Below are 14,917 nucleotides of genomic sequence, written 5' to 3' on the forward strand. Positions count from 1 at the left end.
ATCCGAATGCGGAGGTTCGTTCGAGCTGTCTCTAGCGCAGTGCGGACGTCTGAAACGTCAGGCACGCAGGCGCGCGCCGAATGCATCGCCGGCCGCTCGAATCAGTTGCTGTGTGGCGGCCTCCACAATGTCGTCCTGAAGGGTGCTGTCAGTATCTTGCAACGTAATTCTGAAGGCAAGGCTTTTCTCCTGCGCCCCAATGGCAGCCGTGGCGGCCTTCGGACGGAATTCATCGAACAGCACAACGCCTTGCAGATAGCGTTCCCAAGGCGTGCCAACGGCCGTCTTTTCGAAGATATCGACAAGGTCTTGCACCGCCACATCCTGACGTACGACGAGCGCAATGTCGCGCGTCACTGCTGGCACACGGGGCACTTCGCGATACTTCGGCAGACCGACAGCGGTGATGGCATCAAGCTCCAGCTCCCACACCACCGGCGCAGTCGGCACGTCGTATTTCTGCAGCCAACGCGGATGCAGTTCGCCGATCCAGCCGATGGCACGGCCATTCAGCACCACACGTGCGGAACGGCCCGGGTGGAGCGCGGGGTGCTCCGCGCGCTCGAAACGCGCCTGCAGCGGCCACAGCAGCGATTCGACGTCGCCCTTTACATCGAAGAAATCAACAGGGCGTGTCTGCACGCCCCACTGCTCTTCCTTGGCTGGACCATATGAAATGCCACCGGCCATCATCGGCTGTGCGTACCCGGCGATCGACAGACCACCATCGGCGACAGTCGCATCGCGGTGGAACACACGTCCCACCTCGAACATGCGTACCCGCGAAGCCTTGCGGTTCAGGTTGTAGCGCACCTTGTCCAGCAAGCCGCCGATGAGCGTGCTGCGCATCACCGAGTACTGGCTGGCAATCGGATTCAGCAGCGGAATCGGGTTGGTGTTGCCGGCAAAGTCGGCTTCCCATTCGGCCTCGACAAAGGCGAAGTTGACGACCTCGTGGTAATCACGCGCAGCAACGGCATGACGCACGTCGTGCATCGTGCGGTGCGCCTCGTCAGTCGGGCGCATCGCATTCTCGGCCACGGGGGGCTTGGCGGGAATCCGCTCGAAACCGTAGATGCGGGCGACTTCTTCAATCAGGTCTTCTTCGATTTCAAGATCGAAGCGATACGACGGCGGCTCGACTATGAACACATCGCCGTCCACGCTGAACGTGAGGCCGAGGCGCTTGAACACGTCCGCCACAACGTCGTGCGACAGCGGAATACCCAGCACGCGCGCGGCACGTGCGACACGCATGCGCACAGGCTCGCGCTTGGGCAGATTGACGATCTGGTCATCGATCGGTCCAGCCTGGCCGCCACAGATTTCGAGGATCAGCGCGCTGATGCGTTCGATGTGTTCAACGGTGGTCGCGTAATCAACGCCGCGCTCGAAGCGGTGGCCCGCATCGGTCGAGAAGTTGTAGCGGCGTGCACGGCCCTGGATGGCTTCCGGCCACCAGAATGCGGCTTCAACATAGATATTCTGTGTATCGAGCGTGACGGCCGTCTTGTCGCCGCCCATGATGCCGGCGAGGCTTTCGATGGCCTGCTCGTCCGAGATTACGCCGACCTTTTCGTCGACCGTGATGGTGTCGCCGTTGAGCAGCTTCAGCTGTTCGCCAGCCTTGCCCCAGCGCACCGTCAGGCCGCCGTGGATCTTGTCCAGGTCGAACACGTGCGACGGACGGCCCAGCTCCAGCATCACGTAGTTCGAGATATCCACCAGCGCCGACACGCTGCGCATGCCCGCGCGCTCGATGCGCGACACCATCCAGGCCGGCGTCTTCGCGTGCGCGTTCACACCGCGGATGATGCGGCCCGAGAAGCGACCACACAGGTCCGGTGCTTCCACCTTGACCGGCAACTTGTCGGCCAGCGTTACCGCCACGGGTGCCATCGACGGCACGGTAATGGGGGCGCCCGTCAGCGCGGACACTTCACGCGCCACGCCATGGATCGACAGGCAGTCGGCCTTGTTGGGTGTGAGCTTGATGACGAAGATCTGGTCGTCCAGATCGAGCACCTTGCGGATGTCTTCGCCCACCGGCGTGTCTTCCGGCAGGATCAGCAGCCCGCCGTGGTCTTCCGACAGCTTCAGCTCGCGCGCCGAACACAGCATGCCGTAGCTCTCCACGCCACGCAGCTTGCCGATCTTGATCTTGAACGGCTTGCCGTCTTCGCCCGGCGGCAGGTCCGCGCCGACCAGCGCGCACGGCACCTTGATGCCTACCGACACGTTCGGCGCACCGCAGACGATCTGCAGCAATTCGCCCGTGCCCGCATCGACCTTGCACACGTTGAGGCGATCGGCGTCCGGGTGCTTGTTCACCTCGACCACATGGCCGACGACGATCTGCGAGAACGGCGGCGCGACGGGGTCGACCTCTTCCACCTCGAGGCCAGCCATCGTCAGGCGATGGGAAAGCTCATCCGTGGTGATCGACGGATTGACGAAACTGCGAAGCCAGGATTCCGGAAATTGCATGGCGCGACAGGAAAGAGAATTCGATTAACGGGGCGATGAAGTACCAGTGCGAGCGCTTGGCGCTTACGCGAACTGACGCAGGAAACGCACATCGCCCTCGAAGAACAGGCGCAGATCGTTGATGCCATAGCGCAGCATCGTCAGACGCTCCAGGCCGGAGCCGAATGCAAAGCCGATGTAGCGCTCAGGGTCCAGGCCCATGTTGCGCACCACGGTCGGATGCACCTGGCCGGAACCGGAAATCTCCAGCCATTTGCCGTTGCCGAACGCCATGTCGATCTCGGCCGACGGCTCGGTGAACGGGAAATACGATGGGCGGAAACGCACCTGGATGTCGTCGCGCTCGAAGAAGTTCCGCAGGAAATCGGTGTACACGCCCTTCAGATCGGCAAAGCTGATGTTGTCGGCAATCCAGAGGCCTTCGACCTGATGGAACATCGGCGAGTGCGTAGCATCGCTGTCGACACGGTATGTGCGGCCCGGCGCGATGACCTTGATGGGGGGGATACGGTCGAGATGCTTGTACTTCTCGACGTGCATGCGGGCATAGCGCACCTGCATCGGGCTGGTGTGCGTGCGCAGCAGCAGGAGCTTGTCTTCGCTGTCGCGACCGTCGATGTAGAACGTGTCCTGCATCGAGCGCGCCGGATGGTTGTCCGGGTTGTTCAGCGCCGTGAAGTTCATCCAGTCGGATTCGATTTCGGGGCCGTCAGCCACATCGAAACCGATCGAGCCGAAGATCTTGGCGACGCGCTCCCAGGTGTTCATCACCGGGTGCAAGCTGCCCTCGGCCACGTCGCGGCCGGGCAGCGTTACGTCGATCGCCTCGGCTGCGAGGCGTGCGTTCATCAGCGCGTCGGCCAACGCCTGGCGGCGGGCCGTCAATGCCTCTTCAACGCGGCTCTTGGCCTGGTTGATACGCGCGCCTTCGGTCTTGCGTGTCTCCGGATCGAGCTTGCCCAAGCCTTTGAGCAAGTCGGTCAGCACGCCGGACTTACCGAGAAAGCGTGCCTTCTCATTTTCCAGCGAGGCGTTGTCCTCCACCGAGGCAAACGCGTTTTGGGCATCGACGACGACTTGATCCAGATCCAGTGACATGGGAAGGCGAGCGAAAAAATTCGGGTGATTCGGGTCCGCGAAATGCGCGGAATAAAAAACGGGGCTCGGTGAGAGCCCCGTCAGGGTGATCAGCCGGCAAAGTTACTGGGCAACTCCAGCAGCCCGCCCGGCCAATCCAATTCAGGCGACGTTGGCTTTCACCTGGTTCACGATGGCAGCAAAAGCCACCTTGTCGTGAATGGCCATGTCCGACAGCACCTTGCGGTCCAGTTCGATGGACGCCTTCTTCAGGCCGTTCATGAACTTGCTGTAGGTCAGACCATGCTCGCGTGCGCCAGCGTTGATACGTGCAATCCAGAGCGCACGGAACACGCGCTTCTTGTTGCGACGATCGCGGTAGGCGTACTGGCCAGCACGCATGACCGCCTGCTTGGCGATGCGATAAACGTTATTGCGGCGGCCGCGGAAACCCTTGGCTGCGCTGATAACCTTCTTATGACGGGCCCGCGCTGTGACCCCACGTTTTACTCGAGGCATGAAATGCTCCTTTCGTAGTTAGTTAGGGTTAGGCGTACGGCATCATTGCGCGAACGGACTTCAGGTTCGTCTCATGGACGCCCTCGGTACCGCGCAGGTGACGCTTGTTCTTAGTGGTCTTCTTGGTCAGGATGTGACGCTTGAAGGCTTGGCCACGTTTGATCGTGCCACCAGGACGGGCAGTAAAGCGCTTGGACGCGCTTTTCTTCGTCTTCATCTTCGGCATGGAACAACTCCGTTTTTGACATGAAGCCAGGTGGACGGCTGGCGCCGACACTTGCAAGACCCGGGCTCACTTGTTGTATCGCGGCAAGCTTTGACACCTGCCGCGTTTTCCGACGTTTCCGTCTGGAACCTGCTCAGCGCGGCCGGAATCGCCCGGCCGCCACTGCATTACTTTTTCTTCTTGGGCGCCAACATCATCACTGCCTGGCGACCTTCCATCTTCGGCATCTGCTCAACCTGACCGAATTCCTCCAGGTCAGACTTGATACGCTCCAGCACGCGCATGCCGAGTTCCTGGTGAGCCATTTCGCGGCCGCGGAAACGCAAGGTCACCTTTACCCTGTCGCCATCCTCCAGGAAGCGCGTCGCGTTGCGCAGCTTGACGCCGTAGTCGTTGTCGTCGGTGCCAGGGCGGAACTTGACTTCCTTCACCTGGATCACCTTCTGCTTCAGCTTGGCGTCATGTGCCTTTTTCTGCTCCTGATACTTGAACTTGCCATAGTCCATCAGGCGGCAGACGGGCGGCTGCGCGGTCGGCGCGATCTCGACCAGGTCGACGTCTTTCTCTTCTGCCAGACGCAGGGCGTCGAACAGCTTGACGATGCCGAGCGCTTCTCCCTCAACCCCGGTCAGCCGGACTTCCGGTGCGCTGATCTCGCGGTTGATGCGGTGAGATTTCTCAGTAGCGATGTTGATGTCCTCAAAGAATCAAAAAAACAGGCCGTGCCCAGCTCATGACTTGTTGGCGAGATCGTTCTTCAGTCGCTCAACGAACGCCGACAACGGCATGGAGCCTAGATCGACGTTGCCACGGGCACGCACGGCCACCTGATTTTCATCCCGTTCTTTATCGCCAACCACAACCTGGTATGGGACCTTCTGCACGGAATGCTCGCGGATTTTATACCCAATCTTCTCATTCCGCAAATCGACGACCGCCCTAAATCCTTGTTTTTGCAGGGATTGCGCAACGGATTGTGCGTATTCGGCGTGCGAATCGGTGATGCTGAGCACCGCAACCTGCACGGGCGAAAGCCACGTGGGCAGCGCTCCGGCATATTGCTCAATCAAGATACCGATAAAGCGCTCAAGGCTGCCAACGATGGCCCGGTGCAGCATGATCGGTCGATGGCGCGCGCCATCTTCGCCGACAAATTCAGCATCCAGGCGCTCCGGCAGGTTCGGGTCGACTTGGATCGTGCCGCACTGCCACTGGCGACCAAGTGCATCTTTAAGCACATACTCGATCTTGGGACCGTAGAACGCCCCCTCACCCGGCAGATACTCAAATTCGCAACCCGACGCACGCAAGCCCTCGGCCAATGCCGCTTCGGCGCGATCCCAGCTTTCTTCCGTGCCGATGCGCTTGTCCGGACGCGTCGACAGCTTGTAAAGAATCTCGGTAAAGCCGAAATCCTTGTAGACCTTCTGCAGCAACGTCGTAAACGCCGTCACCTCGGCCTGGATCATGTCTTCCGTACAGAAGATGTGGCCGTCGTCCTGCGTGAAGCCGCGCACGCGCATGATGCCGTGCAAGCCACCCGAAGGCTCGTTGCGGTGGCACGCGCCGAATTCGCCGAAGCGAAGCGGCAGGTCGCGGTAACTCTTGATGCCTTGCTTGTAGATGAGGATGTGGCCGGGGCAGTTCATCGGCTTCAGCGCGTATTCGCGCTTTTCCGATTCCGTGATGAACATGTTCTCGCGGTACTTGTCCCAGTGGCCGGTCTTCTCCCACAGGGTCTTGTCGAGAATCTGCGGCCCCTTCACTTCCTGGTAGCCGTTCTCGCGATAGACGCGGCGCATGTACTGCTCGATCTCCTGCCACAGCGTCCAGCCCTTGGGGTGCCAGAACACAGTGCCGGGCGAGTACTCGTCGATGTGGAACAGGTCGAGCTCACGGCCGAGCTTGCGGTGGTCACGCTTCTCGGCCTCTTCCAGCATGTGCAGGTAGGCGTCCTGGTCTTCCCTCTTGGCCCAGGCCGTGCCGTAGATGCGCTGGAGCATCTCGTTGTTGTGGTCGCCACGCCAATAGGCGCCCGCCACCTTCATCAGCTTGAAGACTTTCAGTTTGCCCGTGGACGGCACGTGCGGGCCGCGGCAGAGGTCGACGAAATTGCCCTCGCGGTACAGGCCAATCTCCTGGTCTTCCGGAATGGAGGCGATGATCTCGGCCTTGTACTTCTCGCCCATGCCCTGGAACAGCTTGACGGCGTCGTCGCGGCTCAGCACTTCACGCGTGACCTTCTCGTCTTTCTTGGCGAGTTCGCCCATCTTCTTTTCAATGGCAACAAGGTCATCGGGCGTGAAGGGCCGCTTGTAGGCGAAGTCGTAGTAAAAGCCGTTCTCGATGACCGGACCGATGGTGACCTGCGCGTCCGGATACAGCTCCTTGACGGCGTAGGCCAGCAAGTGCGCCGTGGAGTGGCGGATCACGTCGACGCCGTCGGCATCCTTGTCGGTGATGATGGCGAGCTTGGCATCGCGGTCGATCGTGTAGCTCGTATCAACCATCTGACCGTCCACGCGGCCCGCCAGGGCTGCCTTGGCCAGGCCTGCACCGATGCTCTGCGCCACTTCAGCCACCGTGACCGGGCCGGGAAACTCGCGCCGGGAACCGTCCGGCAGGGTGATTGCGATCATGCTTGCTCCTGTGGAGTCACCGTCGCGCTTGTCGTCCGCGCGAAGGCTGTCATTCTGTCGTGCGCCACGCCGGATCGACGAGGCAGTTTGTCGAATTGGATGCTTCGCAGCGTTTTCAGCTTGATCGCCACGCGTGACACGAAATCGCGGACGAAAAAAAACGCGGCCAAGGCCGCGTTTTCATTTGCGCTATCTCCCGCTTGGGCAGACCGCAAAGGGCGAAAACCGCACCTTGACTACTGTCGCTCCGAAGCGGTTGTAGTTCGCAGTGCCTGAATCATATTTCGCCTTGTGTTCAGTGGTACAGGACAAACCCGGGAATTACGAGGATGACGGCTTGGACACCCTACCCGACGCGTCCTGCTAAATGCGTTGGTAGGCTCGATTGGACTCGAACCAACGACCCCCACCATGTCAAGGTGGTGCTCTAACCAGCTGAGCTACGAGCCTGCCGAAGAACAAGACTATACCGTCACTTCCTTCGGGCTGTCAATACCCCTTGCACTTCTTCGATCAAAGTCAGCGCGCGTTGCAGTTGCGTCGCTTCTGACACCTCCGCAGTGAACTGCATTTTTGCGACGCCCTTGCTCGACAGCGTGCGCACGCCGGTCACATTGATCTTTTCGCGCGAGAGGATTTCCGAGATGTCACGCAACAAGCCCTGCCGGTCCAGCGCCTCGACCTGGATATCGATTGGATAGACCGAATCGCTGCGTTGGCCCCATTCCGTCTGGATCACGCGCCCCGGCGCGCGGGCCGCCAGTTGCTGGAACGTCGCGCAACTCTGACGGTGGATCGAGACGCCGCGGCCACGCGTGACAAAGCCGACGATGGCGTCCGGTGGCGCCGGTTTGCAGCAGCGCGACATCTGTGTGAGGAGCGAATCGACGCCCACCACCAATACGCCGCTCTTCGCGCCACGGGCCACGCTGGTGGCGCGGCTCTTCTTGGTGATGGCGGCCTCATCGTCGATGGGCACAGGCGGCGACGCCCCATCCGAGCGCAGAACAGCCTCGATGCGACGCAGGCTCAGCTCGTCCTTGGCGACCACCGCGTAAAGATCTTCCGATGTCTTGTAGCCGAGCTTCGCGGCCAGCTCTTCCAGGTTGACGGCGGTCTTTCCTTCGCGCTGCAATGTCTTGTCGATGAGCGCACGGCCTTGCGCGAGCGTCTCTTCCAGCTCCATCGCGTTAAACCACGCGCGCACCTTCGTACGGGCACGCGGGCTGACCAGATAGTGCAGCTCGGTGTTCAGCCAATCGCGCGACGGGCCACCCTGCTTGACGGTGACGATCTCGACAGTCTGGCCGTTCCTGAGCGGTGTGTTCAGAGGCACCATCGTGCCGTCTACACGCGCGCCGCGGCAACGGTGGCCGAGATCGCTGTGCAGGTAGTAAGCGAAGTCGACCGGCGTCGCGCCTTGCGGCAAGGCGATCACGCGCGCCTGCGGCGTCAGCACGTAAATGTGGTCATCCAGCTCGGTGTGCTTGAGTTGCTCCCATGGGGAATCCTCGTGCGCGACGGTGTGCTCGGCATCGTCCTTCCAGGCGAGCAGTTGGCGCAGCCAGGCGATCTTCTCGTCGTAGCGCTCGCTGGCGGAGAACTGGCCGGCGTAGCCCTTGTTGCCCGCCTCCTTGTAGCGCCAGTGCGCCGCCACGCCGTACTCGGCAAAGTGGTGCATCTCGCGCGTGCGGATCTGCACCTCGAGCGCGCGGCCGTCGTCGCCGATCACCACCGTGTGCAGCGACATGTAGCCATTGGCCTTCGGACGCGAGATGTAGTCGTCGAATTCCTTCGGGATCGGTTGCCACATGTGGTGCACGAAACCGAGCACCGTGTAGCAATCCTTGATGTCGTCGACGATGACGCGAAAGGCGCGCACGTCGTACAGATCGGCAAAGTCGAGCTCCTTGCCGCGCATCTTTTTCCAGATGCTGTAGATGTGCTTAGGCCGGCCGCTCACCTCCGCCTGGATGCCGGCGTCGTGCAAGGTCTTTTGGAGTTGCTCGATGGCCTGGCCGATGAACTTCTCGCGCTCGATGCGCTTTTCATCCAGCAGGCGCGCGATGCGCTTGTAGGTATCGGGATCCTCGAAGCGGAAACCGAGGTCTTCAAGCTCCCACTTCAGTTGCCAGATGCCCAACCGGTTAGCGAGCGGCGCATAGATATCCAGCGTCTCGCGCGCCATGCCTTCCGGCGCCGAGCGCTTCGTCTGCGCCAGCCAGCGCAGCGACTGCAACCGCGACGCCAGCCGGATCAGCACCACGCGAATGTCCTGCGCAAATGCGAGCAACATCTTGCGCAACGCTTCGACTTGCGCGCGGCGCGCCTCGGCTTCGTTCTTGCGCGTGATGCTGGCATCGGTCGGACTGACGAGGCCGGCAATGGCGCCAATGCGCAGCAGTTGCCGCACATCGTGCACGAGCTTGACGACCTCAGCCCCGAACGCGGGCTCAAGCGCCTTTTCGTTGTCCATTGCCAGCGTGGGCAGCAGAAACAGCGCGGCCGCCTGCAATGACGGCGTATCGACGCGCAGCCCTTCAAGAATGGCGATCGTGCCGCGCGCGTGCGACTCCAGCGGCTCGCCGGTCAGCGTGACGCTGTCTGCGGCATTGGCCGCGAGGTATTCGATCGCCCGAGCGACCTGCTCTGCCGTCGATCCGGACCCCTCGGCCGGCCGTTCGGTCTTGTTCTCCATGATGCGTCCTGCTGGCGTCTCGCCTGTTGTGTGACGGACTCAGCTTTTCTGCGCGGCCGTCACGACGATTTCGATGCGGTACTTCGGATTGGCCAGCGCGGCTTCAACGGTGGCGCGCGGCGGCGAGTTCTTGGAATCGGCGGCAACCCACTGGTCCCACACCTTGTTCATCTCGCCAATCTCGCTGATATCTTTCAGGAAGATCTGGCACATCAGGATGCGCGTCTTGTCGCTGCCATTGGCGGCCAGCACGCGATCTATGATGGCGAGCACTTCCGCCGTCTGCTCGGCAATGCCGGCGTCGAGCGTGGTCTCCGGCACCTGGCCGGCCACGTACACGACACCGTTGTAGACGGCTGCGTCGGAATAGCGATGTTCGACGTTGTAACGCTTCAGTTCAGTGCTCATCTTGCGAATCGAATGGGGTCGGACAAACGGTCATTGACCGAGGAAGAACTTGCGGGCGATCGCCACCTGATCCGACTGGATGAAGGTCGGCGCATGGCCTACGTCGGGAATTTCCACCGTGTTCACGTGTTGGCCGCGTTGCATCATGGCCTCGACGGTCTCGCGCGTCAGCAAATCGGAATGCGCGCCGCGTACCACCAGCACCTCGCCGGGAATCGCCTCGAACAGTTTCCACAGCGTGGCCTCGCCGGCCGCGACCATTTTGGGCGTGGTGTTCTTGAAGGGCTCCGCCAGCCGCGGATCGTAATGCAGGATCCACTCGCCGCCCTGGGGCTTCAGGATCGCGGTATTCAGCTCCCGCCATTGCTCCGGCGTGTGCGGGCCGAATGAAGCGCTGATCGTCTTGAGGTATGCCAGCCCTTCATCAAACGTCTTGAAGCGAACGTTCAACCCGAGGTAAGCGCCGATGCGCGTCAACGACGATTCCGTCACGCGCGGGCCCACATCGTTGAGCAACAGCTTGCGGATCGGCGATTTCGGCAAGCCCGCTAAGCCAATGCCGATCAGGCCGCCCATCGAGGTTCCAAACCAGTCGACGGACTCGGCATTCAGCCGCGCGAGCAGTGTGACCATGTCGGACGCGTACTGAGACAGCACATAGCCCTTCGGGTCGGCCAGCCAATCAGAGCGCCCCCGGCCCACCACATCGGGGCAGATGACGCGATAGTCGTTGCACAGCGCCTGTGCCAGCACGTCGAAATCACGCCCCGTGCGCGAGAGGCCATGCACGCAAACCAGCACGCGCGGATTCTGCGCGTCGCCCCACTCGTGATACGCCATCCGGTGCAAGCCGGACGGGCTCAGACACTGCACGAAGGCAAGACGCGGCGAGACTGGCATGTACAACTCCTACACGTGAATGACGGAGACAGCGAAGCTTGATTGTACGCGGGCCTGCAGGCATGCGGCGGCGCAGCAGACATTCACGCCGGCCAAAAACAAAAAAGCCTCGCCGCAGCGAGGCTTCTTCAGAAGCAGATCGGCTTACTGCGCGACCCAGCCGCCATCCATGTTCCACGCCACGCCGCGCACCTGCTCCGCCGCGTCGCTGCACAGGAAGACTGCCAGCGCGCCGAGTTGATCGGGCGTCACGAACTCACGCGAAGGCTGCTTTTCCATCAGCAGATCTGTCTTGGCTTCGAGCGCGGACAGGCCGTCCTTCTCGGCGCGCGCATCGATCTGCTTCTGCACGAGCGGCGTCAGCACCCAGCCCGGGCAGATCGCGTTGGACGTGATGCCCGTCTGTGCGGTCTCCAGCGCCACCGATTTGGTGAAGCCGACGATACCGTGTTTGGCCGCCACGTACGCCGATTTCTGCGCCGATGCCACCAACCCATGCACCGATGCGACGTTGATGATGCGGCCCCAGTTCTTGCGCTTCATGCCCGGCACAGCAAGCCGCGTCGTGTGGAAAGCCGAGGTGAGGTTGATGGCGATGATGGCGTCCCAGCGTTCGGTCGGGAAATCCTCGACATTGGCCACATACTGGATGCCGGCGTTGTTGACGAGGATGTCCACGCCGCCAAACTCTGCGTCGGCATAGGCGAACATCGCTTCGATCTCGGCTGGCTTGCTCATGTCGGCGCCGTGATATCCGATGCGGATGGCATTTTTGCCCGCGGCCGCGATCTGCGCCTTGGGTGCTTCCACATCGCCAAAACCGTTCATGATGATATTGGCGCCCTGCGCGGCCAGCGAGCAGGCGATACCCAGACCGATCCCGCTGGTCGAGCCCGTGACGAGAGCGGTTTTTCCTTGCAGCATATGTGTCTCCGGAGGTCAGCGATTACAGCAGGTTGACGCCAGTCTTAGCCTGGATCTCTTCGCGCGACACACCTGGCGCGGTTTCGATCAGCTTCAGGCCCTGCTCGGTCACGTCAATCACGCCGAGGTCCGTAATGATGCGATCCACCACGCCCACGCCCGTCAGCGGCAGCGTGCACTTGGGCAGGATCTTCAGGTCTTCAGTGCCGTCCTTCTTCTTGGCGGTGTGCTCCATCAGCACGATCACGCGCTTGACGCCGGCCACGAGGTCCATTGCGCCGCCCATGCCCTTGACCATCTTGCCGGGGATCATCCAGTTGGCCAGGTCGCCCGTCTCGCTCACCTGCATCGCGCCGAGAATCGACAGGTTGATCTTGCCGCCGCGAATCATCGCAAAGCTCTGGTCGCTACCGAAGATGGCACTGCCGGGCAGCGTGGTCACCGTCTGCTTGCCTGCGTTGATCAGGTCGGCATCCACTTCCTCTTCCGTGGGGAACGGGCCGATGCCCAGCATGCCGTTTTCGCTTTGCAGCCAGACTTCCTTGTCGCCGGTGTGGTTCGCAACCAGCGTCGGGATGCCGATGCCGAGGTTGACGTAGAAACCGTCTTGCAACTCCTGGGCAGCGCGCGCCGCCATTTGGTCTTGTGTCCAGGCCATGTCGGTCTCCTTAGTTGGCTGCTCGGATGGTGCGCTTTTCGATGCGCTTTTCGGGCGTGGCATTGAGCACGATGCGGTGCACGTAGATGCCGGGCAGATGGATGTCGTCCGGCGCAAGCTCGCCCACCTCGACGATCTCTTCCACCTCGACGATGCAGATCTTGCCGGCAGTTGCCGCAGCCGGGTTGAAGTTGCGCGCCGTCAGGTTGAAACGCAGGTTGCCGGACTTGTCGGCCACCTGCGCTTTCACCAGCGCCACATCGGGGACCAGCGAGCGCTCCATGACGTACGTCTCGCCGTCAAACTCGCGCAGCTCCTTGCCTTCGGCGACGAGCGTGCCGACGCCCGTCTTGGTAAAGAACGCCGGAATGCCGGCGCCGCCGGCACGCAGCTTTTCAGCCAGCGTGCCTTGCGGGGTGAATTCCAACTCCAGTTCACCAGCCAAATACTGGCGCTCGAACTCCTTGTTCTCGCCCACGTAGGACGAAATCATTTTCTTGATCTGGCGGGTTTCCAGCAGCAGGCCCAGGCCAAAGCCGTCAACGCCAGCATTGTTGGAAATGCAAGTGAGATTCTTGACGCCCGAATCGCGCAGCGCGGCAATCAGCGCTTCCGGAATACCGCACAGGCCGAAGCCGCCCACGGCGATGGTCTGGCCGTCTTTGACGACGCCCGCGAGCGCCTCGCTGGCGCTGGCGAAGATTTTGTTCATGCGTGCTCCTTCCTTGGTGGTCCAACGAATCCAGCTGGTTTTGACCGCACGCACACTTGGGGTTTGTGCGGTGCAGCGCCGGAAAATTGTAACGGTACAATCTGGCGAGAATACGCAAGCGTCGCGCGACGCAGCAATACGTACGAATACATATGCCCGCCCTCGACTACCAGACTGCGTTCCAGCTTGCCCCTGTGGGCATGGTGATGTCCCGCGAGCGGGTGATGCTCGACGTCAACGACGAAGCCGCTCGCATCTTCGGTCACCCGCGTACGACCATGATGGGGCAATCGTTCGAACTGCTCTATCCGACGCATGACGAATACGAACGGACCGGCGCACGCATCATCCCCGTCATGAATGCGCGCGGCAGCTATTCCGACGAGCGCATCATGAAGCGCGCCAACGGCGAATTGTTCTGGTGCCACGTCACAGGCCGCGCGCTGGACCGTGCCAAACCGCTGGGCGAAGGCATCTGGACGTTCGAGGATCTGTCAGCGCATCGCCCCGTTACAGCAGCGCTCACGCCGCGCGAACGCGACATCGCCGCGCAGCTTGTTGAAGGCAAGACCAGCAAGCAGATCGGCAAGCAGTTGGAGATCAGCCCGCGCACGGTAGAAATCTACCGCGCGCGGCTAATGAAGAAGTACGCTGCCAACACCTCGCTCGAACTTGTGCAGCGGCTGATGGGGCACTGAGCCCCGGGGCGTTACACCATGCCGTCGTCGGCGTTGATGACGGCGCCGTTGATAAAGTCCGACTGATCCGACGCCAGCAGCAGAATCAGCCCATCGAGGTCTTCCGGCTTGCCAACGCGCTTGCGCGGCAACATCTGCACAAGCTTTTGACCCGGCTCGGTTTCCCAGTGGTGATGATTGATTTCGGTGTCGATGTAGCCCGGGCAGATCGCGTTCGTATTGATGCCGTAACGGCCCCACTCCAGCGCCATGGCTTTCGTCATGTGCACCACGGCGGCTTTGCTCATGCAATACACGCCAATCTGCGACAGCACCTTCAGCCCCGCCACAGATGCAATGTTGACGATGCGCGATTGCGGCAGCGGTGAACCGTTTTTCTCCGCACCCTTTGCGCGCGCAATCATGCGCTTGGCCGTTTCCTGCGCTACGAAGAACGCGCCACGCGTGTTGGTATCGAACACGAAATCGAAGTCGTCCGGGGTGACGTCCACCATGCGCTGCGTGGTCGAGACTCCCGAATTGTTGACCAGGATGTCGATCGTGCCGGCTTCGGTTTCAGCGTGGGCGATGGCCGATCGGATGCTATCCGGATCCGTCACGTCCAGGCGTACGACATGGGCGCTGCCGCCCTTCGATTCGATGTCGGCGCGCAGCTCTTTCAGCCGTTCGACACGGCGCGAGGCCAGCACGACTTTCGCGCCGGCGGCCGCCAGCGTGTGCGCGAAACGTGCGCCCAGGCCGCTCGATGCGCCGGTGATCAGCGCGACTTTGCCTTCCAGATTGATCGACAGACCCATGATGCGTGTTCCCCGTGTGTTGGTTTGGCAGGCGCCCGGCTGCTCGGAAGCAATATCGGCATGTGACTTGAGCGCAGCTTAGCAAAAAATCGAACGATCGTTCAGAAATTTCCCTTGCCGCATCCGGGCGTGTCCCGGACAATGCGGAAAATTCTAATGCAGCAATCCGTCATA

14 protein-coding genes and 1 tRNA gene are annotated in these 14,917 nt (G+C 61.5%); 1 reads left to right on the forward strand and 14 read right to left on the reverse strand.

The window, feature by feature from the left end:
• Positions 1-57: 57 nt before the first annotated feature.
• From pheT to RP6297_RS08170, 13 genes are all read right to left on the reverse strand, one after another.
• Positions 58-2,487 (reverse strand): phenylalanine--tRNA ligase subunit beta, encoded by a 2,430-nt coding sequence (gene pheT / locus RP6297_RS08110; RefSeq protein WP_009240841.1) that lies wholly within the window; start codon positions 2,485-2,487, stop codon positions 58-60.
• Positions 2,488-2,550: 63 nt separating this feature from the next.
• On the reverse strand, positions 2,551-3,579 hold the full coding sequence (pheS, locus tag RP6297_RS08115) for a phenylalanine--tRNA ligase subunit alpha (protein ID WP_024541701.1): 1,029 nt from the start codon (positions 3,577-3,579) through the stop codon (positions 2,551-2,553).
• A gap of 147 nt (positions 3,580-3,726) precedes the next feature.
• A complete protein-coding gene (rplT, locus tag RP6297_RS08120; protein WP_004636001.1) occupies positions 3,727-4,083 on the reverse strand; it encodes a 50S ribosomal protein L20 in 357 nt (118 codons plus the stop codon).
• Positions 4,084-4,111: 28 nt separating this feature from the next.
• Complete coding sequence (rpmI, locus tag RP6297_RS08125) at positions 4,112-4,309, reverse strand: 50S ribosomal protein L35 (RefSeq protein ID WP_004636003.1); 198 nt, start codon at positions 4,307-4,309, stop codon at positions 4,112-4,114.
• Between the two features lie 167 nt (positions 4,310-4,476).
• Positions 4,477-4,998, reverse strand: coding sequence for a translation initiation factor IF-3 (gene infC, locus RP6297_RS08130; protein WP_012435921.1), 522 nt, complete (start codon positions 4,996-4,998; stop codon positions 4,477-4,479).
• Positions 4,999-5,040: 42 nt separating this feature from the next.
• Positions 5,041-6,948 carry a threonine--tRNA ligase gene (gene thrS, locus RP6297_RS08135; protein WP_009240842.1) on the reverse strand — a complete coding sequence of 636 codons (1,908 nt, stop codon included), beginning with the start codon at positions 6,946-6,948 and terminating at the stop codon, positions 5,041-5,043.
• A 373-nt stretch (positions 6,949-7,321) separates the two neighbouring features.
• Positions 7,322-7,398 (reverse strand) — tRNA-Val (locus RP6297_RS08140).
• Between the two features lie 22 nt (positions 7,399-7,420).
• On the reverse strand, positions 7,421-9,646 hold the full coding sequence (locus RP6297_RS08145; protein WP_009240843.1) for a RelA/SpoT family protein: 2,226 nt from the start codon (positions 9,644-9,646) through the stop codon (positions 7,421-7,423).
• A gap of 39 nt (positions 9,647-9,685) precedes the next feature.
• Positions 9,686-10,054, reverse strand: a complete 369-nt coding sequence (locus RP6297_RS08150) for a RidA family protein (protein WP_009240844.1) — start codon at positions 10,052-10,054, stop codon at positions 9,686-9,688.
• Positions 10,055-10,084: 30 nt separating this feature from the next.
• Positions 10,085-10,954: an alpha/beta fold hydrolase gene (locus RP6297_RS08155; RefSeq protein ID WP_009240845.1), complete on the reverse strand. Its 870-nt coding sequence runs from the start codon at positions 10,952-10,954 to the stop codon at positions 10,085-10,087.
• A gap of 144 nt (positions 10,955-11,098) precedes the next feature.
• Entirely contained in the window at positions 11,099-11,878 is a 780-nt protein-coding gene (locus RP6297_RS08160; RefSeq protein WP_004636015.1) for a 3-hydroxybutyrate dehydrogenase, read from the reverse strand.
• 22 nt (positions 11,879-11,900) lie between these two features.
• On the reverse strand, positions 11,901-12,536 hold the full coding sequence (locus RP6297_RS08165; protein ID WP_009240846.1) for a CoA transferase subunit B: 636 nt from the start codon (positions 12,534-12,536) through the stop codon (positions 11,901-11,903).
• A 10-nt stretch (positions 12,537-12,546) separates the two neighbouring features.
• Positions 12,547-13,248 carry a CoA transferase subunit A gene (locus RP6297_RS08170; RefSeq protein WP_009240847.1) on the reverse strand — a complete coding sequence of 234 codons (702 nt, stop codon included), beginning with the start codon at positions 13,246-13,248 and terminating at the stop codon, positions 12,547-12,549.
• Positions 13,249-13,400: 152 nt separating this feature from the next.
• On the opposite strand from RP6297_RS08170, the gene RP6297_RS08175 reads away from it, so the two are divergent.
• Positions 13,401-13,946, forward strand: a complete 546-nt coding sequence (locus tag RP6297_RS08175) for a LuxR C-terminal-related transcriptional regulator (protein ID WP_009240848.1) — start codon at positions 13,401-13,403, stop codon at positions 13,944-13,946.
• An 11-nt stretch (positions 13,947-13,957) separates the two neighbouring features.
• Here RP6297_RS08175 and RP6297_RS08180 read toward each other — a convergent pair whose 3' ends face one another.
• Positions 13,958-14,743, reverse strand: a complete 786-nt coding sequence (locus RP6297_RS08180; RefSeq protein WP_004636023.1) for an SDR family oxidoreductase — start codon at positions 14,741-14,743, stop codon at positions 13,958-13,960.
• Positions 14,744-14,917: the final 174 nt, after the last annotated feature.

The organism is Ralstonia pickettii (genome assembly GCF_016466415.2).
GTDB lineage: Bacteria > Pseudomonadota > Gammaproteobacteria > Burkholderiales > Burkholderiaceae > Ralstonia > Ralstonia pickettii.

What these genes read in the sequence shown, in the direction of transcription:
- pheT (WP_009240841.1), bottom strand. Translation starts at nt 2,487, where the DNA reads ATGCAATTTCCGGAATCCTGGCTTCGCAGTTTCGTCAATCCGTCGATC.
- rplT (WP_004636001.1), bottom strand. Translation starts at nt 4,083, where the DNA reads ATGCCTCGAGTAAAACGTGGGGTCACAGCGCGGGCCCGTCATAAGAAG.
- rpmI (WP_004636003.1), bottom strand. Translation starts at nt 4,309, where the DNA reads ATGCCGAAGATGAAGACGAAGAAAAGCGCGTCCAAGCGCTTTACTGCC.
- thrS (WP_009240842.1), bottom strand. Translation starts at nt 6,948, where the DNA reads ATGATCGCAATCACCCTGCCGGACGGTTCCCGGCGCGAGTTTCCCGGC.
- RP6297_RS08145 (WP_009240843.1), bottom strand. Translation starts at nt 9,646, where the DNA reads ATGGAGAACAAGACCGAACGGCCGGCCGAGGGGTCCGGATCGACGGCA.
- RP6297_RS08150 (WP_009240844.1), bottom strand. Translation starts at nt 10,054, where the DNA reads ATGAGCACTGAACTGAAGCGTTACAACGTCGAACATCGCTATTCCGAC.
- RP6297_RS08155 (WP_009240845.1), bottom strand. Translation starts at nt 10,954, where the DNA reads ATGCCAGTCTCGCCGCGTCTTGCCTTCGTGCAGTGTCTGAGCCCGTCC.
- RP6297_RS08160 (WP_004636015.1), bottom strand. Translation starts at nt 11,878, where the DNA reads ATGCTGCAAGGAAAAACCGCTCTCGTCACGGGCTCGACCAGCGGGATC.
- RP6297_RS08165 (WP_009240846.1), bottom strand. Translation starts at nt 12,536, where the DNA reads ATGGCCTGGACACAAGACCAAATGGCGGCGCGCGCTGCCCAGGAGTTG.
- RP6297_RS08170 (WP_009240847.1), bottom strand. Translation starts at nt 13,248, where the DNA reads ATGAACAAAATCTTCGCCAGCGCCAGCGAGGCGCTCGCGGGCGTCGTC.
- RP6297_RS08175 (WP_009240848.1), top strand. Translation starts at nt 13,401, where the DNA reads ATGCCCGCCCTCGACTACCAGACTGCGTTCCAGCTTGCCCCTGTGGGC.
- RP6297_RS08180 (WP_004636023.1), bottom strand. Translation starts at nt 14,743, where the DNA reads ATGGGTCTGTCGATCAATCTGGAAGGCAAAGTCGCGCTGATCACCGGC.